General features: G+C 43.5%; 20 protein-coding genes. 11 read left to right on the top strand and 9 right to left on the bottom strand.

The genetic code is table 11. From position 1 onward, the window contains the following. The first annotated feature begins 74 nt into the window (after positions 1-74). Complete coding sequence (locus OH460_RS03410) at positions 75-1,022, top strand: LysR family transcriptional regulator (protein ID WP_239937356.1); 948 nt, start codon at positions 75-77, stop codon at positions 1,020-1,022. A gap of 155 nt (positions 1,023-1,177) precedes the next feature. Here OH460_RS03410 and OH460_RS03405 read toward each other — a convergent pair whose 3' ends face one another. Next, on the bottom strand, positions 1,178-2,131 hold the full coding sequence (locus OH460_RS03405) for a DUF2860 family protein (protein WP_269995053.1): 954 nt from the start codon (positions 2,129-2,131) through the stop codon (positions 1,178-1,180). A gap of 185 nt (positions 2,132-2,316) precedes the next feature. Here OH460_RS03405 and OH460_RS03400 point away from each other — a divergent pair, with 185 nt between their 5' ends. Continuing rightward, on the top strand, positions 2,317-2,745 hold the full coding sequence (locus OH460_RS03400; RefSeq protein ID WP_269995051.1) for a hypothetical protein: 429 nt from the start codon (positions 2,317-2,319) through the stop codon (positions 2,743-2,745). A gap of 467 nt (positions 2,746-3,212) precedes the next feature. After that, complete coding sequence (locus tag OH460_RS03395) at positions 3,213-3,755, top strand: MSHA biogenesis protein MshA (protein WP_269995351.1); 543 nt, start codon at positions 3,213-3,215, stop codon at positions 3,753-3,755. Between the two features lie 95 nt (positions 3,756-3,850). Here OH460_RS03395 and OH460_RS03390 read toward each other — a convergent pair whose 3' ends face one another. Continuing rightward, positions 3,851-5,233: an MATE family efflux transporter gene (locus OH460_RS03390; protein WP_269995049.1), complete on the bottom strand. Its 1,383-nt coding sequence runs from the start codon at positions 5,231-5,233 to the stop codon at positions 3,851-3,853. 387 nt (positions 5,234-5,620) lie between these two features. Between OH460_RS03390 and OH460_RS03385 the strand changes: the two genes are divergently transcribed. From OH460_RS03385 to OH460_RS03375, 3 genes are all read left to right on the top strand, one after another. After that, a complete protein-coding gene (locus OH460_RS03385; RefSeq protein ID WP_269995048.1) occupies positions 5,621-5,935 on the top strand; it encodes a hypothetical protein in 315 nt (104 codons plus the stop codon). 204 nt (positions 5,936-6,139) lie between these two features. Then, a complete protein-coding gene (locus OH460_RS03380) occupies positions 6,140-6,430 on the top strand; it encodes a hypothetical protein (protein ID WP_269995046.1) in 291 nt (96 codons plus the stop codon). Between the two features lie 364 nt (positions 6,431-6,794). Then, positions 6,795-7,628 (top strand): alpha/beta hydrolase, encoded by an 834-nt coding sequence (locus OH460_RS03375; protein ID WP_269995044.1) that lies wholly within the window; start codon positions 6,795-6,797, stop codon positions 7,626-7,628. A 148-nt stretch (positions 7,629-7,776) separates the two neighbouring features. On the opposite strand, the gene gcvP is transcribed toward OH460_RS03375, so the two are convergent. The 3 genes from gcvP to OH460_RS03360 form a co-directional block, all read right to left on the bottom strand. Beyond that, a complete protein-coding gene (gene gcvP / locus OH460_RS03370; protein ID WP_269995042.1) occupies positions 7,777-10,656 on the bottom strand; it encodes an aminomethyl-transferring glycine dehydrogenase in 2,880 nt (959 codons plus the stop codon). Positions 10,657-10,746: 90 nt separating this feature from the next. Continuing rightward, entirely contained in the window at positions 10,747-11,127 is a 381-nt protein-coding gene (gcvH, locus tag OH460_RS03365; RefSeq protein WP_008216962.1) for a glycine cleavage system protein GcvH, read from the bottom strand. A gap of 51 nt (positions 11,128-11,178) precedes the next feature. Continuing rightward, positions 11,179-12,471, bottom strand: a complete 1,293-nt coding sequence (locus OH460_RS03360; RefSeq protein WP_008216961.1) for a serine hydroxymethyltransferase — start codon at positions 12,469-12,471, stop codon at positions 11,179-11,181. Positions 12,472-12,910: 439 nt separating this feature from the next. Here OH460_RS03360 and OH460_RS03355 point away from each other — a divergent pair, with 439 nt between their 5' ends. The 3 genes from OH460_RS03355 to OH460_RS03345 all read left to right on the top strand — a co-directional run bounded on the left by OH460_RS03355 (position 12,911) and on the right by OH460_RS03345 (position 16,440). Further along, positions 12,911-13,534 carry a helix-turn-helix domain-containing protein gene (locus OH460_RS03355; protein ID WP_017059847.1) on the top strand — a complete coding sequence of 208 codons (624 nt, stop codon included), beginning with the start codon at positions 12,911-12,913 and terminating at the stop codon, positions 13,532-13,534. Positions 13,535-13,981: 447 nt separating this feature from the next. Further along, a complete protein-coding gene (gcvT, locus tag OH460_RS03350) occupies positions 13,982-15,115 on the top strand; it encodes a glycine cleavage system aminomethyltransferase GcvT (protein WP_269995037.1) in 1,134 nt (377 codons plus the stop codon). A 263-nt stretch (positions 15,116-15,378) separates the two neighbouring features. After that, positions 15,379-16,440 carry a S1 family peptidase gene (locus OH460_RS03345; RefSeq protein ID WP_269995036.1) on the top strand — a complete coding sequence of 354 codons (1,062 nt, stop codon included), beginning with the start codon at positions 15,379-15,381 and terminating at the stop codon, positions 16,438-16,440. A gap of 112 nt (positions 16,441-16,552) precedes the next feature. Here OH460_RS03345 and OH460_RS03340 read toward each other — a convergent pair whose 3' ends face one another. Further along, positions 16,553-16,876, bottom strand: a complete 324-nt coding sequence (locus tag OH460_RS03340; RefSeq protein ID WP_269995035.1) for a hypothetical protein — start codon at positions 16,874-16,876, stop codon at positions 16,553-16,555. 201 nt (positions 16,877-17,077) lie between these two features. On the opposite strand from OH460_RS03340, the gene OH460_RS03335 reads away from it, so the two are divergent. After that, positions 17,078-17,395 (top strand): helix-turn-helix transcriptional regulator, encoded by a 318-nt coding sequence (locus OH460_RS03335; RefSeq protein WP_008216956.1) that lies wholly within the window; start codon positions 17,078-17,080, stop codon positions 17,393-17,395. Between the two features lie 76 nt (positions 17,396-17,471). Here the strand turns inward: OH460_RS03335 and arfB are convergent, their stop codons facing one another. Further along, the gene (arfB, locus tag OH460_RS03330; RefSeq protein WP_269995034.1) at positions 17,472-17,882 is read right to left on the bottom strand and encodes an alternative ribosome rescue aminoacyl-tRNA hydrolase ArfB; all 411 of its coding nucleotides are present in this window, start codon (positions 17,880-17,882) and stop codon (positions 17,472-17,474) included. Positions 17,883-17,969: 87 nt separating this feature from the next. Between arfB and OH460_RS03325 the strand changes: the two genes are divergently transcribed. Beyond that, on the top strand, positions 17,970-18,575 hold the full coding sequence (locus OH460_RS03325) for a beta-phosphoglucomutase family hydrolase (RefSeq protein WP_105058163.1): 606 nt from the start codon (positions 17,970-17,972) through the stop codon (positions 18,573-18,575). A gap of 42 nt (positions 18,576-18,617) precedes the next feature. Here the strand turns inward: OH460_RS03325 and OH460_RS03320 are convergent, their stop codons facing one another. Together OH460_RS03320 and OH460_RS03315 are read right to left on the bottom strand one after the other, a co-directional pair. Continuing rightward, positions 18,618-20,522, bottom strand: coding sequence for a sensor domain-containing diguanylate cyclase (locus OH460_RS03320; protein ID WP_269995033.1), 1,905 nt, complete (start codon positions 20,520-20,522; stop codon positions 18,618-18,620). A gap of 238 nt (positions 20,523-20,760) precedes the next feature. Further along, the gene (locus OH460_RS03315; RefSeq protein ID WP_269995032.1) at positions 20,761-22,509 is read right to left on the bottom strand and encodes a formate--tetrahydrofolate ligase; all 1,749 of its coding nucleotides are present in this window, start codon (positions 22,507-22,509) and stop codon (positions 20,761-20,763) included. Positions 22,510-22,664 lie beyond the last annotated feature (155 nt).

The following is a 22,664-nucleotide window of genomic DNA, read 5'->3' as shown; positions in this document are numbered from 1 at the left end:
TAAGTCTCTGAGTGTTCAAGTCTTTATGTTATGTTGTAAACAATAACTTAGTAAACAAGGGAACGATTTGAACTATGGGAAACAACCTTGATAATCTCGACCTAAACTTGTTACGTTTGCTAAAGGTGGTTGTAGAGACTCAAAATACCTCTGTAACGGCAAAAAGATTGGGTATCTCTCAAACCAGTGTTAGCCGAGGGTTAGCAAAGCTTCGAGAAACCTTTGGTGATCAGCTCTTTATTCGCAAAGCACACGGTGTCGAGCCGTCTGAACTAGCTGAAAAGCTGGCAGAAGCATCAGACAATATGCTCAAGCCGTTCACTCAGGTGCTGGAAGCGTACCAAGAATTTGATCCCGTGGAATATTCTGGGGAAATTGTCATTGCTTGCGATGTCACTTTGTTAGATGTATTCGGGAAGGGGCTGTATCAATCGTTGAATCAAGCGCTACCTAATGCCTGCTTCAAGTTAATCAACTGGCAACAGCACTCTTTGCAAAATATGTTAGACCGACGAATTGATTACATGCTGCACTATACGCTGCTACCTCTACCACAAGATATTTATACGCATCATCTATCTAATATCGAAATTAATTTGGTCGCGAGAAAAGATCATCCAGTTTTATCTCAGACATCTAATTGGGATGATATAAAAGACCTTCAAATTGTGAAGTATGCTTCATCCTCTGTTGAATCGGGGGAAAAGTATGATTTATATGATGATTTGTTTATAGCGAAAGGTGTGAAGCCAAAGATATGTTTGAAGAGCCAAAGCATTCCCATTATTGTTGATAAGCTAGTTAACTCGGATGCTATTAGCTTCAACAGTAGCTATATCTTGATGCATAATGAGCAATTGGCCTGTTATCCACCACCAACAATGCCTGACCATTTAAGAACGATCAGTGTGTCTGGTGGTTATTTACAGTCAAAACGTGGCTATCCGCTTAATCAGCATCTTCATCAAGCGGTTCAATCGTTCTTTAATTCAATCGTTCAGCCAGATAATCAATCGTATTAAAAAACAGGTATTTAAGAACGAGGAAAATAAAATAGAACACTAAAACTAACAAGCCTCTATGTAGGTAACGCTTTGGTTACTACGCTAGAGGCTTTTGGGATTGTGTTACACGTTTACTTTCTTAGAGTTGATTGTCGGCTAAGTAAAGAAAGCGTTTAGAGTTTGTAACTCACACCTACAGATGCTAGGTAATCTTCACTTTTATAGAAATTAATATTCGAATCGTTGTAATTAACGCCAGCAAAAGAGACTAAATTCCAATTTTCTAAACCAGCGATATTCGCGTACTCATAGGCTGTAAAGAACTTGTGTTTGTGGTCGGAGCGAGTTTTTCCGTAAATAGAGTTTTCACCATCGAAATCACGATACGCGTAACTGCTAGTTAGTGCGACTTTGTGAGCTCCGTGGGTGACAAAGTACGTCATTTCTATCTCATACTGGTCGAAGGTTTCTGCTTTACCGTCAGCATCATTATGTAAGTAACCCAAGCTCGTACTTAAGCCCATGTTTGGTGTGAAGTGAGCAATATAGCCACCTTTTAGCAAGTACATGTCACTATCACGTGCAAGCTCTGTGGCTTTGATTTGTTCGTTGTCTACTTCGGTTGTCGCAAAAGCCATATCTAGTGAAAAACCAGAACCGACAATGTTATTTGCTTGGAATCTGTATGCGTTTCCCTCAACGTCTGTCTTGCTACGACGACCTTCTAAGTATGGATCTTTCCACACTTCGCCAGAAACAACGGTTGGAAGGTAAGCAATATCTAATTGAGTACCGTTTCGCATATTGTACTGATAGCCGATTTCGAACGCTAAATCACCGACGGCTAAGTCATCTCGGGATGTGCCCAAGTATACTTTTTGATTACGATGCTCACCAAGTTGATAACCGATATTACCTAGCGGCATAACAATCACATCGTCATTGTGCGAACCCTTATTATTTCCATTTTTTAATACTGCGTCGCTTGCAGTACTCAAGTTTGAATTCGTTGATACATAACCTGTGGCGAGGATAAGTTCACCGCTAATTCGTGAAGAATCAAATGCGAAAGCGCTTGTTGTTAATGACGATAAAATAGCGACTGACAATATACTCTTAGTGTTCATTTTTTGTTTCTCTCAAAAGTTCGTTTTTCCTTTTATTGGTGCAACATCCGTTTACAAGGTGGATATTAAATTGATGAAAAATAATTAATATGGATAACAGATATGCATTTTTGAAAGGTTCGAGAGAAGAATATGAATATCTCTTATTCATGTATTGAACAGGAGATGGTGTTTAAAGTGGATTTATGTTTTTAGTCTTGGAAAAGAAAATGCAGTTAAGCTCAGTGTCAAAACAGGATAAATATCAATCTACGATATATTTAAACGACCGCCCTTACGATGTGCTTGATATGGGGGAGGGAAGATGTTCTATCATCATCGTTGAAGATATTAATAACTACCTCGACAATTTAAGCAATCCGCCAATAAACAACAGAATCATTCTTGTGGATGTGTCGAAGATGTTTGTTAGGAAGACAAACGGTACAGAGTCGATCGAGAGTTTGTTGGCAAAGGACCTTCATTTGTTGTTTGATGTGTTCTGGTTAGAAGAGGTAGATGTAAGATCAGAAGTGCCTAGTTTAAAAATGAGTGAAATATATAGCGTAGTCAGTATAAGGAACTACTCTTGCTCTCTGTTGAAAAGAAACTCCCTAGGTGCGACTGCCAGTTGAAAAGCACAGGTTGTGTTAAGCGATATAGAGTCTATTCGAAAAGTGTAAAGGCGTTCATTGGTGCGCCTTTGTTGTATTAAATGTTTATCTCCAAGGTTCAACCTTTTTGTTAATCACTGTTGTTTAGTTTCTAGGGATAAATGTGGTTAAAGAGCTCAGCCAACCATGCGCTAGCTCAAACAATTGGATTAAAGTTAACCCGTGTTTAGCTTCAGTCGCACAAACAGTCTTATTGGTAGAAGCACAATCCGTTCCTTGTGTGACAACGCTTCCAACCAATACTGTAAAGTGTCAGCTTTAGAAATTGAGCCTTATCAAGCTGTTCGAGGCTAGGTGGGGAGAGTTTTAAGTGCGCTATTCAGGATGTATAGTTAATGAAAATTCATTAAGTTATCTAATGATTGAGCTATCGAATCTTTAAGTTGTCGCATGATGTGGGTGTTATGAAGGAAAACGGCTTTACGTTAATGGAATTAATCGTTGTGATCGTGATAATCGGTATTATTGCTGTAACAGCAGCGCCGAGGTTTCTTAATATCCAAGAGTCGGCGAGAGAAGCGGTACTTGAGGGTGTTGCGGGTGCAATGGAAGGAGTAATCACACAGGTAACGTCTAAAGCTATTATCGCTGGGCTTAACCCTGATGCATCAAACCCAGGAGATCAGAGCAACTATGTGATCGATTTTGGTATCGGCAGTGTTGAGGTTGACTGGGGCACACTTTGTCCGGAAAGCCGAGGGGAGTCGGGCGACAAATTGACGATGATCGATTTTATGACCTTATCAGATGATGACAGCTTAACTTCTGATTTTGGTAATCGACACACTGTGATCGGATATGAATACGACTTTACTCAAGCTGAATTAGATAGTACGAACATAACGGATGCGGATCTAGAGATGCGCCAAGGTTGCTTTGTTCTTTATGACTCTTTTGGCCGAACAAATGCCAGCCAATGTCCTGATGAAGGATGTGAGTGTACAGTCCGTATTGTTAACAACAACTGTTAAGCGAACGCATCATTAGATTTTAGAGACAGAATAAAAAAGCGCGTTATTACCTATTGGTAGTAACGCGCTTTTTTGTATTAGCTTAATGGTCTATCTTAGTTTGCTATTGCTGCATCCGCTGGTGGAAAGTCACGCTTCTTAATCACGTATCGTAAGCGGAGTAGCATCAGGGCGGCTGACACGCTCAAGCCCGTTAGAATGCCAATCCAAAAGCCTTCTTCGCCCATTGCAGGAACAATGTGGTCTGTTAAGCCCAATACCATGCCCAGTGGTAGTGCTAAGCCCCAGTATGAAGCGATAGCTAAGATCATCGGGATCTTAGTGTCTTTATAGCCACGTAATGCGCCGTTGGCAGATGTTTGCAATGCATCGCTGAATTGGTACATAGCTGTAAAGGTCAACAATACTGCTGCTGTCGCGCTTATTGTAGGGTCGGTAGTATAAAGCCTGATGATCCACTCAGGGAACAGCAGGAACATCGCTACTGAAAGCAATGAAATCAACGCTGCAACCAAGATACCGACTTTGCTGCGCTCAATCGCGCCAAGTTCGTCTTTCTCACCTAATGCATGTCCAACACGAATCGTAATGCCAAACGAGATGCTCATAGGAATCACGTAAGTTAGGCTCGAGATGTTAAGTGCAATTTGCGCCGCTGCTACGTTCTCTGCACCAATACGACCAATCATCAATGCGATAACCGCAAAGATACTGCCACACACTGCAATGTTCATCCCGATAGGTAAACCTAACCTTAAAAGATGAAGCATCTCTTTTGCTTTTGGCTTCGCGTCTGTAAAGCTGATGATAGTCTTGTAGTGGTGATGACCGTTAATGTAGGAATACAGCATGCCCGACATTAGCCAATACACTAAACTTGTTGCCCAGCCACAGCCTACAGCGCCCATTTCAGGGAAGCCAAACTTACCGTAAATAAGCACGTAGTTGACTGGAATGTTAATCAGCAAACCAATTACCGAAATGATCATCGGTACTTTGGTGTTGTTCATCCCTTCACAGAAGCCGTTTAACGTGTAGAACAGGGCAATACCCGGTACACCAAAGGCTAGGGCAAACGCATAGTCACTGCCAATTGGGATGATCTCAGCGGCAACCCCAATCCATTCTAAGATCGGTTTGGCACTTACGAGGTAAGCGATGAGCAGTACACTCGCTATTAATGCAAGCCATACCATCTGGAAGAATTCAACAGAGATACTCTGAAAGTCGCGAGCGCCACGGTGATAAGCAACGACTGGCGTTAACGCCATAATCACACCACGCAGTAGCAGCAATACAGGAATCCAAAGGCTAGTGCCAAGTGCAATTGCGGCGAGATCGGCAGGGCTTACTTGGCCAGCCATTGTCGTATCGACAAATCCCATCGCTTGGGTAGCTATTTGAGTCAAAATGATTGGAATCGAAAGATGCATAAGCGCACCCGATTCACGAGTAAAAGGACGAAGTTTCGTTAGCATGGAAGTTCACAACACCAATATAAATACACGAATGATGGCAGGATGGCCGGTGTGCATTTTAGGATGTGCCCCGTTGGGCGGGCGACAATATAAACACCTTACCGTATAGGGTCAAGCATTGGATTTATAGAGTTTCACTTGCTCCGAGGTACGGATAGGTTCTGAATGTCAAAACACAATACCAACTCACGTAAGTTATTGATCTAGTGTGAATCGTGCTAGACGGATAAATTCTATATTTGCCACACTAATCACTAAGGTTGCGATATAAGTGATTATTATGGAAAGACAAAGGCTAGTACAATTGATGGCATAAGAAACTAGATAGAAAAGCTCTGTTGCTAAATGCAGAGCTTTTTATTTAACAGGTGTTATACAAAAACAGGGATGCAAATGAAAATTATAGTTAAGAAAATCTCGAAAAGGTCTCTTTTCAAAATGCTCTTTATCGGCTTTAGTCTGAGCTTCTTTGTTTTCTTCTTAATATGTGGCGTCGCATCCATATTTGGTGCGGAAACGGTAAAGTGGGAAGAGACACCAGTAACGGGGCTGCCTGGTCTGCTACTAGCTTTGGCAATGTGGCCAATATTTAGTTTGTTTCTAACGCTGTTTATGTGGTGTTTTGCAGCGTTTGGTTTGTGGATTTTCTCATTAGTTAAACCCCTGAACCTGGTCTTTAAAGAGACTACTAGCTCCAACTAAGCACCTTTAAAAAACGGTTTAGAGTGGTTCGCAACGATCGGCACATATAGCTAGTTCTTTCAAATGTACAAAATAACTAAAGCAGCTAGTTGCCACACAGCAATGACTGAAAGTTATCTGCTCTATCTCCACTCTCGTTTTATCTTTTATGTGAATCATTTAGTTGTTACCCTCACATCCGTATGAATGATTAGGTTAACCGCTATGAAATTAAGACTGCTGAGTTTAGTGTTCGCGCTCGCCCTAAGTGGTTGTTCTTTGCTTGTGACTGAGAGCTACTTTGGTAACAGTTGGACTGGGCATCATATAGATAAGCTTGTAGAGCAGTGGGGAGAACCCTACCAAATGAAGTCTAAAGATGACGGTGTGATTGAGGCGGAATATAGGATCTTCAATGACAGTTGCACGTATACTTTTATTACGGATGAACAAGGTGTAATTGAATCCTATAAGTATCAAAGTACGTTTTTAGGAACATGTAAGCCAATAGGGTAAACACCTACCATACAACTATGGCGCCAATATCAACTTGGCGCTATCTATCCCTTACATACCATCACTTCTTAGTTTCAGACCCAGAGCTATCGAAGCTTCCTATTGCCACAACGCCAGAATAAACACAAAAATACCAATCCCAAGCGTGACTTTTAGAAGCAAGCCTAGAGGGGCCCCACCTTTTGGCGCTTTATTGCAACATCCCATAATTGTTTCCTCATACATCATTAGATCCATTTCACCTTAAACCTTTCCCTTACGGTAAGGTCAATGAGTTTATAAAACTTCACCAAATTAACCTTTCTTATCGTGTTGGATTCGTTAAGATAAATCCAAATTCTGTGATTAGAACTGAGAGGGTAATATGTTGATAGAAAATTGGTTAGAGATCGATGGTGACCGGCTTTATTGCTTGTCGACTGATATCAAAGAGTCTCAGGAAACGTTGGTGTTAATTCATGGGTTGGGTGAGTCGCATTTATGTTTTGCCGACGCATTGGATTGGCTCCCGAATTACAACTTAGTCATGTTCGACCTGTGTGGTTATGGCTATTCTCCTGCTTCAGACATGTCCCATTCAACAGAAACCCAAGCAAAGCGAATATTGAAAGCACTCGACCTATTGAGCATCAATGATTGCTTTCTACTTGGCCACTCTTGGGGAGGCGATACATCGACGTTGATTTGTGAATACGACACGAGAGGCATCGTGCGTGGTTTTATTAATGCTGAAGGCGGACTGCACGAAGAAAGCATTATCCTATCCCAGATTATTGCAGATACATATTCTGAACTAAGTACTGACGAATTTGCGAACTGGGTGAAAGGAGAAGGTTTTTCTAAACGTTTCCCCATGGCTTGGGGACACGGAGCAGGTGTTCAGTATCTTTCGTCAGTTAGAAGATGTGAGCCAGAGGTTCTTGGTCAAACCGCGAGTGAAATCTACGGACAACATGCGACTCAAGATGTCCGTGGTGTGGTTGGCTGGGGACAAATCTTCGAAAACTTATCCATACCTAAAGTATATTTTTGGGGTACTGACAGCCTAGAGGGTTGTGAACGTGCGAAAGTATTTATTAATACGTTAGACAATGTTTCATTTGAAGGTGCAAACCACTGGGTGCAAAACGATCCAGCCAAGTTCTATACGGAAGTAGATAAGTTTGTTGCTGGCGTTAAAAATAGCACCAAAACCTAGATATTCAACAACGACAATAGAAAGTCAATATGTGTTGGTTAGCTGGCGATATCTTCGCCTCTCAGGTTGAAATGATTGAATCTCCAAAAAAAAGGCGAACCATTTGGTTCGCCTTTTGTTATGTTTCGCTGCTTCGCGCCGCTACGAATTAATCTTCGTAGTTATCGATGCTTGGGCAAGAACAGATTAGGTTACGGTCGCCGTATACGTTGTCTACACGGTTAACAGTAGGCCAGTACTTCGAGTTCTTGGTTGCTTTCGATGGGAAACAACCAAGTTCACGAGAGTAAGGGCGATCCCATTCTGCGCCAGCTAGGTCAACTTGTGTGTGCGGAGCGTTCACTAGAGGGTTGTTGTCTAGTGGCCATTCACCGTTTTTCACTGCTGCCATTTCGTGGCGGATTGCGATCATCGCTTCACAGAAGCGGTCTAGCTCTTCTAAATCTTCTGATTCAGTTGGCTCTACCATTAGCGTGCCAGCGACTGGGAAAGACATAGTTGGCGCGTGGAAACCGAAGTCCATTAGACGCTTAGCAATATCTTCTTCGCTGATGCCTGTGTCTTCTTTAAGCGGACGAATATCGATAATACATTCGTGCGCTACGCGGCCGTTAGTGCCACGGTAAAGAACAGGGTAGTGAGGACGTAGTTTTTCCATTACGTAGTTCGCGTTCAGAATCGCAACTTTAGTCGCGTCTGTGAGGCCAGGTTCACCCATCATCGCGATGTAAGCCCAAGAGATAGGTAGGATTGAAGCACTACCCAAATCTGCTGCTGATACTGCGTAATCGCTGCCTTGTACACCATTTTCGATGTGACCTGGTAGGAAAGGTGCTAGGTGCGATTTAACACCGATAGGACCCATACCCGGGCCGCCACCACCGTGTGGGATACAGAATGTTTTGTGTAGGTTCAAGTGGGATACGTCTGAACCGATGAAGCCAGGTGAAGTTAGGCCTACTTGAGCGTTCATGTTCGCGCCGTCTAGGTAAACCTGACCGCCCGCTGCGTGTACTTGTTCACACACTTCTTTCACTTGCTCTTCGTATACGCCGTGCGTAGAAGGGTAAGTGATCATGATGCTTGATAGGTTGTCTTTGTGCTTCTCGATTTTCGCTGCTAGGTCTGTCATGTCGATGTTGCCATCTTCATCACACTTAACAACCACTACCTTCATTGAAACCATTGATGCTGTTGCAGGGTTAGTACCGTGCGCAGAGCTTGGAATCAGACAAACGTTACGGTGAGCTTCACCGCGGCTTGCATGGTAACGTTGAATCGCGATTAGACCTGCGTACTCGCCAGATGCACCAGAGTTAGGCTGTAGTGAGAAATCGTCGTAACCGGTGATTTCGCATAGCTTCTCTTTAAGATCTTTCGCTAGTGCTGTGTAGCCAGCCGCTTGCTCTAGAGGTGCGAATGGGTGAATTGAACCAAACTCAGGCCATGTTACTGGGATCATCTCAGCAGCAGCGTTCAGCTTCATCGTACAGCTGCCTAGTGGGATCATGCCGTGCGTTAATGAGAAGTCTTTGTTCTCAAGCTGTTTTAGGTAACGCATCATTTGCGTTTCGCTGTGGTGCGTGTTGAATACTGGGTGAGTTAGGAACTCAGATTCACGACGGCAGTTTTCTGGAATTGCTGCAAACTCGTTTGATGCAATGTCAGAAGAAAGTGCTTGAACGTCTTCTTTCACGTCGAAGATAGCGAATAGAGCATTCACATCATCTACAGTAGTTGTTTCGTCTAAGCTGATACCGATCTTACCAGGAAGTAGACGTAGGTTGATGTCTGCTGCTTGCGCTTTCGCGTACAGTGTATCTGTCTTCTCTTCTGAGTTGATTGTGATGGTATCGAAGAAGCTGTTGTTCGTTAGCTCGTAACCTGCTTTAGTCAGACCAGCCGCTAGGATAGCTGTCATGTGGTGTGTACGACGAGCAATAGTACGTAGGCCTTCTGCACCGTGGTAAACCGCGTAGAAAGACGCCATGTTTGCTAGAAGTGCTTGAGCTGTACAGATGTTCGATGTCGCTTTTTCGCGGCGGATGTGTTGCTCACGAGTTTGCATCGCCATACGTAGCGCCTGGTTACCGTGCGTATCGATCGAAACACCGATTACACGACCTGGCATTGTACGCTTATGCTTTTCACGAGTCCCCATGAATGCAGCGTGTGGACCGCCGTAACCCATAGGAACACCGAAACGTTGTGCGCTGCCGATAACTACGTCTGCGCCCATTTCGCCCGCAGGCTTAAGTAGAGCAGAAGCAAGTAGGTCAGTAGCCACTGTAACTAGTGTTTTGTTAGCTTGAGCTTTCGCAATGATGTCTGTTAGATCACGAACTTCGCCTGTTGTGCCAGGGTATTGAACTAAAGCACCAAATACGTCTTGCTCTGGAAGTGTTTCAAGAGCGCCAACCATTACTTCAAAACCGATGTACTCAGCACGAGTTTTAACAACTTCTAGTGTTTGAGGGTGAACATCGTCAGCAACGAAGAATACTTTGCTCTTGCTTTTACCAGCACGCTTACACAGTGTCATTGCTTCGCCAGCCGCTGTCGCTTCGTCAAGAAGAGACGCGTTCGCGATTTCCATACCTGTAAGGTCCATTACCATTTGTTGGTAGTTAAGCAGAGACTCAAGTCGACCTTGAGAAATCTCTGGTTGGTATGGTGTGTAAGCTGTGTACCAGCCTGGGTTCTCTAAAACGTTACGTAGAATAACGTTTGGAGTGAATGTGTTGTAGTAGCCTTGGCCAATGAAAGTACGTTTCACTTGGTTTAGGTTAGCGATCTCTTTAAGAGAGGTCAGCATGTCCATTTCGCTCAGTGGCGCAGCAAGTGTCATTGGTTTTTCAAGACGGATTTGTGCAGGAACCGTTTCGTCGATCAGTGCGTCTAGGCTAGTCGCGTTGATCGCTTCAAGCATTTTTTGCTGGTCTGCTTTATTTGGGCCGTTATGACGAGCAACAAACTCGTTTTGTGTACCCAAGTCTTTCAGTAATTGGCTTTGAAGTAATTCAGTCATGATATCGTTCTACTTTCTCTCTGGAGCCGTGAGCTAGCCCCTAAAATTAAGCTGCTCACAAGAGCAGCTTTATCGTAATGAGGTTACCTATTAGTCTTCTTCGATAGAGCTTAGGTATTCTTCCGCATCTTTAAGGTTGTCTAGTTCAGACGCATCAGACATCTTCACTTTAACAATCCAACCACCTTCATAAGGTTCTTCGTTGATTAGCTCTGGGCTATCTTCTAGTTCTTCGTTGATTTCTACGATTTCACCAGAGATTGGCGCGTAAATATCAGAAGCAGCTTTAACTGACTCAACTAGAGAGAAGCTTTCGCCAGCTTCAATTTCGTCTTCAGTTTCAGGCAGGTCAACAAACACAACGTCACCTAGCATCTCTTGAGCGTGCTCAGAAATACCGATAGTTACAGTACCGTCACCGTTGTCTTTTACCCACTCGTGGCTGTCTGCAAACTTAAGTGTATTGTCCATTGCTTATTCTCCAAAAATTTATGAGGTTTTAATTTAAATCTTAAAAACGGATTAACGGTAAAGAGGGAAGCGTTTGCAAAGCTCTTTAACTTGCTTGCGAACACGTTGCTCAACTTCAGCGTTGCCTTCAGGGCTTTCAACTAAGCCATCAAGAACATCACCGATCCATTCACCGATAAGTTTGAATTCTTCAGTGCCAAAACCACGACTGGTTCCAGCTGGCGTACCTAAACGAATACCCGAAGTAATCATAGGCTTCTCTGAGTCGAATGGTATGCCATTTTTGTTACATGTGATCCCAGCACGCTCTAATGCTTCTTCAGTTACGTTACCTTTCAAGCCCTTAGGACGAAGGTCAACCAGCATTAGGTGCGTGTCAGTTCCGCCAGTCACAATGTCACAACCGCGAGTTTGCAACACTTCAGCAAGAACTTTTGCGTTATCGATCACTGAATTAATATAAGTATTAAATTCTGGGCCAAGTGCTTCGCCAAATGCGACAGCTTTAGCCGCAATTACGTGCATTAGTGGGCCGCCTTGTAGGCCTGGGAATACTGCAGAATTGATCTTTTTATTGATGTCTTCGTGGTTGGTCAGAATCATACCGCCGCGTGGGCCACGAAGTGTTTTGTGTGTCGTTGTCGTTACAACGTGTGCGTGTGGCAGTGGGCTAGGGTGGGCACCTGTCGCGATAAGACCCGCGATGTGTGCCATATCTACCATTAGGATAGCGCCAACTTCGTCAGCGATTTCGCGGAATTTAGCAAAATCGATAACGCGTGGGATAGCACTACCACCTGCAATAATCATCTTAGGTTGGCATTCGATAGCAAGAGCGCGTACCGCTTCGTAATCGATTTCAAGAGTGTCGCGGTCTACGCCGTATTGAACTGCGTTGAACCATTTGCCTGAAAGCGCAGGGCGTGCACCGTGCGTAAGGTGACCACCAGCGTCAAGAGACATACCTAGGATAGTGTCGCCAGGTTGAAGTAGGGCAAGTTTAACTGCGCCGTTCGCTTGAGCACCTGAGTGAGGTTGTACGTTCGCGTATTCACACTTGAATAGCTGTTTAGCACGTTCAATCGCAATAGCTTCTACTGTATCTACGTGCTCACAACCACCGTAGTAACGACGACCTGGGTAGCCTTCTGCGTATTTGTTGGTAAGGCAAGTGCCTTGAGCTTGCATTACTGCTTTAGAAACGATGTTCTCAGAAGCAATAAGTTCGATTTGTTCGTTTTGACGAGTGTTCTCTGCTTGGATTCCAGCAAATACTGCGTCGTCAGTCGCAGATAGGTTCGTAGAGAAAAAACTGTCTAAGCTATGGTTTTGATAAGCGTTCATTGTCGAGACCTTTCATTAAGCTAATGGTGATTGTTTTTATAGTCCATTAGGTCTTACGTTGATTTCTGCATCGGTATCGTTTGCGTTATATAGGTGTATAAATAGTGCGTTGCTTCTTATTTATACGACCATAGCGTCAAAGCGATCGTTGTAGGGTCAATGCAGCACGAATTGGTTCCCAAAAATTTCGGGTAAAAAACAGCTCTTACAAATGTTAAATCTATCACTTGCTGCAAGCTGAAGTAGCATCTCTTCATCTAACAAGTCGATAACATAGCTCCGATAAAATCAATTTTCAACAAAAATTTCCAATAGGAAACAGTTTTTCTCGTTTTGCTACAGGGAGCACGCTTTATTTCCCTGTGTGCTCTTTAATCAACAAAGCGCTTCATGCACAATGAAATCAATAGACAGGAAGTAAGAAATAAATGAGGGACCTATGTCAGAAGACATTTATGATGAGTACCCATCTTTAACGTTGGCGAAAGAGACGTTAGATCAGAATATCGAACCACTTAGGCTCGGCCAGCGTATTAAAGATATCCGCAGCAAGCTGGGCATTACGTTAGAAGAGGCGAGCCAACGCACTGGTTTGGCGCGCTCTACGCTGAGTAAAATCGAGAACGAACAAATCTCACCGACGTTCCAAGCGATGCAGAAATTGGCTATGGGTTTGCAAATCGATATGCCGCAACTCTTTGAGCCACCAAGAAAAAAAGTTGCCACAGGACGTCGTGACTTAACTAAAGCAGGCCAGGGCAAACCTCACCCAACTCCGACTTACGAGCATGAACTGCTGGCGACAGAACTTTCGAATAAGAAGATGATGCCGTTCAAGAGCCGAGTGAGAGCACGCACCTTTGAAGAGTATAACGATTGGGTTCGCCACGATGGTGAAGAGTTCTTGATGGTGATCTCTGGTGATGTGATGTTCTACTCAGAATTCTATGAGCCGGTACCCATGAGCGAAGGTGATAGCATGTATTACGACGCCAACATGGGCCATATGTTGATTTCTACTAGTACAGAAGATGCACTGATTTTGTGGGTGACTGCAAAATAAGTTAACAAAGTTAGAATTTCTTATAGTGAATGCAAACGTTTGCTTTTGTTTCTAACGTTTGCCAAAAGACGCGATATTGGTGTGAAAAGCATCAATATCGCGTTTTTGTATGCGATTGAAAATTGTTTTTAAATTGTTAAATGTCACATTTTGAGCTGTTTTAATCTTGTTAAGGGTGTAAAACTGACTCAGGCTTGTTTACTATAGTGAACACGGTTTACTCATGTTGATTGAAGTTTACTGAAGTGAATTCTTAGAAAGTGAGTCGTATAGCTTTTATACAGAAGCCTCTTTTTATATCGCTAGTAATAAAAGCCTATATAGAAGACATCACTTTTTACTATCTACTGTTTCTAACGTTAACCCATATCGTTAGAGGCGACTCTAAATAGAGATATAAGCGGCAGATTCGATTTGGAAAGCCTGCAACGCTTCATGGAGAATAAAATGACTCAAGAACACGCTAATCAAGACCTACTAAAAACACCTCTGCATGCGCTTCACGTTGAAGTCGGTGCAAAAATGGTTCCTTTTGCTGGCTACGACATGCCAGTTCAGTATCCACTAGGTGTAAAGAAAGAGCACTTACACACTCGTGACGCTGCTGGTCTTTTTGATGTTTCTCACATGGGGCAACTGCGTCTACACGGTGAAAATGCAGCCGCTGTTTTAGAATCTCTGGTTCCAGTAGATATTATCGACCTGCCTTCTGGTAAGCAGCGCTACGCGTTCTTTACTAATGAACAGGGCGGCATCATGGATGATCTTATGGTTGCTAACCTTGGCGATCACCTATTTGTTGTTGTGAACGCGGCGTGTAAAACACAAGATATCGACCACCTAACGGCTCACCTTCCTGCAGATGTAGAAATGGAAGTGATTGATGACCGCGCTCTATTAGCACTTCAAGGCCCGAAAGCGTCTGAAGTTCTTGCTCGTTTCCAACCAAGCGTTGCAGACATGCGGTTCATGGATGTTCAAAAAGTAGATATCGACGGCGTAGAGTGCATCGTGAGCCGCAGTGGTTACACAGGTGAAGATGGCTATGAAATCTCAGTACCGAACGATCACGCTGAAGCACTAGCGCGTAAACTAACGGCAGAAGCTGAAGTAGAGTGGATTGGCCTTGGCGCACGTGATTCACTTCGTCTTGAGTGTGGCCTATGCCTATATGGTCATGACTTAGACACAACAACGACTCCAGTAGAAGCTAGCCTTCTATGGGGTATTCAAAAAGTGCGTCGTACTGACGGTGAGCGTGCTGGCGGTTTCCCAGGTGCTGATATCATCCTTGAACAAATCGCAACTAAAGACGTTCAACGCAAGCGTGTTGGTCTAGTGGGTCAAACTAAAGCGCCTGTACGTGAAGGTGCTGAACTGTTCGATGCGGAAGGAAACAAAGTAGGTGTGGTAACGAGTGGCACTGCTGGTCCTAACGCGGGTAAACCTGTTTCAATGGCATACGTGCGCACTGATCTAGCGGCTATCGGGACAGAAGTATTTGCTGAAGTTCGTGGTAAGAAGTTACCAATGACAGTAGAAAAAATGCCATTCGTACCTCAACGTTACTACCGTGGCTAATCTCTTTTAAGAGAAAACACAAAGTATAACGAAAGCCTATTGTTAGCTTCTCTTTTTAGGGATGTTTAACGGTAGGCTTTTTTGTTTTTTGAAACGTATACAAGGCAGAATAGAACAATTGAAGTCAGGTTGTTAAATTCGTCTATAAATTGAGAGATGTGGCAATATCGTTACAAATACTTACTATAATGATGGTCAGTACGTGTTATGGTGTCTATTCATCAATTTTGTAAATAAGTAGTAGGGGTTACAAGGAGTTATCTATGAATGTGAATCATACAATGAGTCCAGTTCGTAAAGCCGTTTTAGGGCTTTTAGCGCCAATGATTTACACATCAAGTGTTATGGCGACAGAAAACTCGGTCGAAGTTTCTCCTGACGCGACTGTGACACCTTATATTGTTAATGGCAGCGATGCATCAGTTAGCGATTTCCCTTCAATGGCCAGCTTGTTCATCGATCGTATTGATTACGATGGTGTGTACTCGACAGGTGCTTATTGTGGCGCAACCATTTTAAATCCGACTCATATTCTGACTGCTGCGCACTGTATTTATGGAAATGAAGAAGGGCAGTTGTTTACTACGGTTGTTCCTCAGCTTGAAGATACGTCTCAATTCCCTAATGGTAATATTCAAAAAGCACGTGTAACCGAAGTGTACTATCGCAGCGATTATTCAAATGCGTTGAGTGATTTATTGCGTAACGATGTTGCCGTTCTAAAGCTAGAAAGTGCACTTAATATCGATTCAGTTAATGACGTAGTAAAACGTCCCTCTGATGATAGCTACCGTATTGGCGTAAATGACTTTGTCGCAGTTGGGCATGGTGATACTCGTTCTGGTTTTGATGCTACGACGATTTTACAAAGAGCACCGCTTAACTATGTAGATAATACCACGTGCGCGTCGGCTTTTTCCGATGGCTCTGCTTTAACGGATAATCAGATTTGTTTTAGAGGGGATTACAGCGTGTTCACTGGTTTGTACGGTGGTACGTGCCAAGGTGACTCTGGCGGTCCAGTTTATTGGTTAGACGGAGCAGATTATCGACAAGTCGGTATTACCAGCTTTGGCCCTGAAACTTGTGGTGGTAGTTCTACCGTCACATCGGTATTCACAGAAATCTATGACTACAAAGATTGGATTGATAGTGTCGTAGCCGGTAATGAAACACCTAAGTTTGTCTCGACCGATGCTAAGCGCACTGCTTATGTGAATGCGCGCACTCCATCGAGTTCTGGTAGCAGTGGCGGTAGTGTTTCATTTGGTTTGCTAGGTATGCTGATGTTGATCGCTGGTGTTAGAAGAGCAGTTAAACGCTAGAAGCTGATTACTTTGAATAAGTCGACGTTTCATCGAATGATGACGTCGACTTTTTTGATTCTGTATTATTGAGTTTTTGATAGTGTTTATATAGCTATGTTGACGTCCGTGGTTACGTGAACACTACATTGGTCTTCCTACTGTACCTTTCGATTATTTCATCCATTTCTTTAATCGCTTTATTGATACTGAGAATACCGTCTTTCGCCACGCTTTTCTCATTAAGGTTTAACGCAGAAAAGGCCAGTTTGAGCTCTTTATCATCAAGCATCTCTGCGTGTAACAACACTTCTTTGTAGGTCAGAAGCCTGTGCTGAACTGCAATAATATCAGCACGGGTAGTGTTTGAATTCAAAGTCTGCTTAATGCAAGGAAACGCTAATTTGTAATAATTCGCAATTTCCAACTCGACGTCTTTCTTGTTCGCAATTTGCAATTTCTAATATTTCCTATCCTTGGTTAAACCAAGTTTATTCGCCTAAATACATATCACTGACCTTTGCGTTGAGGTTTATGAAACGTAAGGTTTTTTAAGGCTCGAATAATATGCCTTTGATGGCTTATGTAAACATGGGCAAGTCAATATGGTCTGCTTCTTGCTGAAATTAGGTCATAACTGTCTAGTGGAGAGAGCCCTATGTCACAAGAGCCGATAATCATGGCACTGATTGAACGCAGGAAGCGAGCGAATTTATCACAAGAAAAGCTCGCAGCTAGTGCAGGTATGAGTTTGAAAACGTATCAGCGAATCGAACGCGGTGAAGCAGATATTAAGATGTCTCAATATCGTTCAATAACAAGAACGCTAAAAGTGACAGATTTGGATGTTGTTCTGGATATAGTAGGCGCTTCTCATGCGACGGCTGAAGATGTCGCCGCGGTCAGTCGTTTACTCACTAGTGAAGAGCGGCTGCTGTTAATTAAGCTGATTTTATCGATCAAAAAACCGAAATAGAGAGGGGACAGTGGGCGTAAACCGAGTAGAGCAGTTGTTTCATTGGTGATGGGTGCACCAAGGGGAAATGAAGTAGCTAGCTCACTCTTCCTCTAAGTTGTTTGGTGTTGCTTCTCTGTTTTTTGTTCTCTAGACGCTTTCTTTGCGAGCTACGTGTAGGCTTAGTGGCTCTTCTTACTTTCTGAACTTTTGTCGCTTCTAAAATCAGTTCTTTCAGGCGTATTAACGCGTCCTCTCGGTTTTGTTCCTGCGTTCTATATTGTTGAGCTTTAATGATGACCACACCGTCTTTAGTAATTCGGCTATCTTTGAAGGCTAACAACTTTTCTTTGTAGAAATCGGGTAGAGTGGAGTGGTTGATATCGAAGCGAAGGTGTATTGCACTCGATACTTTATTGACGTTTTGGCCTCCAGCACCTTGAGCTCTGATCGCAGTTAACTGGATCTCCCAGTCTTGAATGGATACAGAGTTAGATATTTGTAACATAAACTTCCATTTTGAACGGTAATATAGCGTCATGATACTGAATATTGGTTATGGTATCAGTAACTTTCTTAAAGAGTGGTAGTAGCAATGAAAATAGATTTAACGGCATATGAGGGATTAATCTTTGATATGGACGGTACGTTGATCGACACAATGCCAGCGCATGTACAGGCATGGCAGCAGACAGCTGATGAGTTCGGCTTTCATTTTGAAGCATCTTGGTTGCATAGTTTGGGCGGTATGCCGAGCTACAAAATAGCTGGTGAGGTAAACAGTAAATACGGTTTGTCTCTCGATCCGCAGGCTGTGTCAACGTTCAAAATGGCTTCATTTGCGGCGATTGAAGAAAAGGGAGATGTCATCCCATGTACGCACTCTTTGTTGCTTGAACACTTAGGTAGCAAAAAGATTGCAGTTGGTACTGGAAGCCAGCGCAAGAGTGCGGAGCAGCTTCTAGAAAAGACGAACATTCTTAGCAAGCTCGATATTCTTGTTACCGCTACAGACGTCAAAAATCATAAGCCAAACCCTGATACGTTTTTGGATGCTTGCTTTGGTATGGGATTAGAACCAAAGCAATGTGTGGTATTTGAAGATACGGACCTTGGTAAACAAGCTGCTCACGCTGCTCAGATGGATTGCATTCTCGTGGTTGAAGGGAATAAGTTAGAGTTTCACCCTGCGCCAAACTGATAGCTATTGAACCAAGAAGGTTGCCTAGCTGACGCTTTGGAGCTAGGCGATTTCACTCATCTCTGTGTCTAAGAACAAACATACGCTATCACGGCCCGCGGCTTTCGCTTCATATAGCGCCAAGTCGGCACATTTATAGTTGAGAGCCGGATCGCTCGTTAGGTTGGTGATACCGGCACTGACGGTAACAATACTGTCTAGCTCAAGGCTAACCGCAATTCGCAGTCTATTAAGTACGTAGTCAGCTTCTTTTGTTGTGGTGTGAGGCAGAATAACCCCAAACTCTTCACCGCCAATACGCGCAACGAAGTCAGTTTCACGACACTCACGTTGCAATACTTGAGCAACGGTCTGAATCACTCGATCGCCATAGTCATGACCAAATCTATCGTTGATTCGTTTGAAGTGATCGATATCCAAAATCGCTAAGCAAGAGTGCTCGCGGGTAGGGTAACGATTAATACGAGAACATTCGTCACGCAGCTCAAGATCAAACTTACGTCGATTCCAACACCCCGCTAAGGCATCTTTTTCACTCAAGTTTCTAAGTTTGTTCTCAAGCTCTTTGTGTTTGCTGATATCAACAAACGATGCGACATAAAACTGAATCACACCTTTAGCGTCTTTGATGGTTTGGATGCGAAGTATTTCAGTGATTAACGACCCGTCTTTACGGCGGTTGACCACTTCACCTTCCCACATTCCTTTCTCTTTGATTACGCCCCACATTTTAATGTAGAACTCTTCATTGTATCGACCGGACGCGAACATCGATGGTTGACGACCTTTAACATCCTCTAAGTCATAGCCGCTTACGCGTGTAAATTCTTGGTTTACCTTGATAATGCGGTTATTACGGTCGGTGATTACTAAGGCAGACATACCGTTCATCGCGGCTTTTGCTAACTGGCTTTCAATACTGTTTTTCTTGTGGTTTCTGTTCCAGAGCACAAACCCTGCCGAGATCATTGAGATTAAAATCGTTAAGGTAACGATCTGTACAACGATGGCGTGGTTTTCGCGTTGATATTGGCTATTAAACTGTTGATTTTCGACGTGAAGAACCATGTAGATAGGGCCTTCAAACTGTTTGATCTTCGGGCTGATATCGGCGTGAAAATACCAGTTTTTACCATCAAAATAGCTAGAAGAGGTGTTGTCTTGTATCGCTGCCCAAAGTTTTGGGTACTGTTTGGCGTAGGTTTGTTCTGAACGCGCTTCAATTACATGGCCGAACGACTCAGAAGGGTCTGGACCCATAATGATGTGGCCCGTCTTGTTAAGGATGATTGGGACGGCAGAAGAATCACCAACCTGATAATGAAGGCGCTTATAAATCTCAAGCATATTTAGATTAGCAATGAAGTAACCAATGATGTGGTTGTTATCAGCTACTGGTGACATGATGCGAAGCGCCGGTACTAAAGGTCGAACAATTTCGCCATTTTCAACCTCTAGATCAATCCCTTTACTACTGACGTCGCCAACCTTTAATTGTTTCAGCACCTCAAAATAGCTACGGGACGATTTGTCTTGAAGTTCGTTCGTGGGTACGACCTTGGCTTGACCATTCTTGTAATTAATTCTGAAGACTTCATTCCCGTCTAAATCAAGGTAGCGTAATTGAGAATAGTACTTCTGACCGCGAGCCAACATAACCCAAAGATCTTGCAGTGCTTCAGTATGAACGGTCGATGGTTCGTTGATTGCACGTAGAAGTGTTTTTGATTCAGCTATAGAAGGGACTGAACTGGAGATCTGTTCAACGATGACCGCTAGTTCATGAAAGCTGTATTCGATTTGGTTTTGGCTAGACTGCTTGATGTTTAACGAGTGCTGGGCTTCTACTCTGTCAAATTCAGAGTTGATATAGAGGGCAGGGACTAATCCTAGGGCAAATACGGTACACAGAAATTGGCCGACTAGTTTTTTTATACTTGTATTCATCACTGTCCTCAAAGAATCAGCGCAATACTATATATTTTATAGGGTTTTTAATGTGATCTTGACCCAGAACTTAAGATAAGTTTTGCATATTATCGTGGTTTTACTGCAACTTTGTGCAATTAAGCTTGATTATCGAGCAACCCATCAACAACAAAACGGTTGCTCGATATAGACTTTCGTTCCGAAAAAAAGAAGCGTTTAAATCTCGATTTTTCGTTATTTATCTGGATAAAGGTGTCTAACTAAGGCCAACAATATTTCCATTGCTATCAATGTCTAACGACATGAATGCTGGTTTATCTGGTAATCCAGGCATCGTCATTACATTGCCACATAGAGCGTAAATAAATCCGGCACCCGCACACAGTTTTAGCTCCCTGACAGGAACGTCAAATTGGCTTGGTGCACCTTTGACTTGTGCTTCTGTTGAAATAGAAAGTGGTGTTTTTGCTAAGCATACAGATAACTTGTTAAAGCCGTGCTGTTTAAACTCCGCTAGTTGCTGTTTCGCTTGAGGGGATAGGGTAATGCTCGCCGCACCATAACCGATTTCCGCAACCGCCATCAGTTTCTCTTCTAAGCTTTGCTCTGCTCGATACAGTGGTTTAAATTCACTGTCACTCTGGCATGCTTTGACTACGGCATGAGCGAGTTGAGTGACACCGTCACCGCCTTTGCCAAACGCTTCACTGACTTCTACTGTTACCTTGCTATCAAATTCTGTGATCATCTGTTTCAACGTAGCGAGTTCTTGCTCTGAATCCTGTGGGAATCGGTTAATGGCAACAACAGTAGGCACGCCATATTGCTTAACGTTGTTGATGTGCCATTTCAGGTTTTCGAAACCAGCAATTAGCGCATCTTGGTCATCACTGAAGATTGAATCTGGTAGTGGATTACCAGGTCTCAAGTCATATAAACCTGAGTTCGCCTTTAACCCACGCAATGTCGCAACAACTACCGCACAGTCGGGCTTCTTATTGGAAGCTTTCGCTTTGATATTGCATGCTTTTTCGAAGCCCATATCAGAACCAAAACCGCCTTCAGTCACCACAAAGTCACTCAGTTTTAGCGCAATCTTATCGGCAATAATTGAAGAGTTGCCATGGGCGATGTTTGCGAATGGACCGGCGTGGATTAGGGTTGGAACGCCTTCGAGCGTTTGCATCAATGTCGGCTCAATGGAGTCTTTCATCGTCACGGTCATTGCACCAGCCACACCAAAGTCGTCTGCGGTTAGAGGTAGACCTTGATTATTGTAGGCAAGAACAACCCGACCAATACGTTGACGTAAGTCTTGAAGGTCATCGGCCAGTGCTAAAATAGCCATAAGTTCTGAGGCCGCTGAGATATCAAATCCGTCTTCGCGTTCATAACCGTTGATCGTTTTATCAGATTCGTTTTTACCCACAGTGATCATACGTAATGCGCGGTCATTATGATCGAGTACACGTCTCCAAACAATTCTGCTGGAATCGATATCCAAGGCTTTCAAGCCAGAGCGCGCCTCAAAAGCTTCTAAGCCTTCACGTTGTTCGTGATAGAAACGTGCATCGATCGCTGCAGAGGCAAGGTTATGAGCGGCCGTTACGGCATGAATGTCGCCAGTCAGGTGAAGGTTTAATTCGTCCATAGGCGCAACTTGAGAGTAACCACCGCCAGCAGCACCACCTTTAACACCGAATACTGGGCCCATTGAAGGCTGGCGAATACACGCCATTGCTGATTGGTTAATCTTGGCAAGCCCTTGCGCTAACCCGATGGTCGTTACTGTCTTACCTTCACCGAGTGGCGTGGGCGTAATCGCAGTCACAACAACCAGTTTTCCGTCAGGTTTCTCTGATAAGCGTTCAAGTGATTTGAGAGACACCTTCGATTTATATTGCCCTAATGGCTGGTGTTCATTGTTTTGTAGGCCAGCGTGCTTGGCAACCTCACTGATGTTTTTAAGGGGAGTAGAGCGACAAATATCGATATCAGACTGCATATTTGATCCTTATATCAGAACCGAAAGGTGGTACGTAAACGTTTGCGTGGCGATGGTACTGTATAAATTTGCTAAGTAAAGGCAAACCACAGGAATTATGTGCTGGAAGATAACAGATTTGAAGAGTCATTGCGCGAGATCAAATCTTCAATGAG

The organism is Vibrio sp. Makdt, assembly GCF_027587015.1.
In the GTDB taxonomy this organism is placed as follows: Bacteria; Pseudomonadota; Gammaproteobacteria; order Enterobacterales; family Vibrionaceae; genus Vibrio; species Vibrio chagasii_B.
The sequence above is the reverse complement of the archived record's forward strand: the minus strand, read 5'-3'. Positions and strand labels throughout refer to the sequence as shown.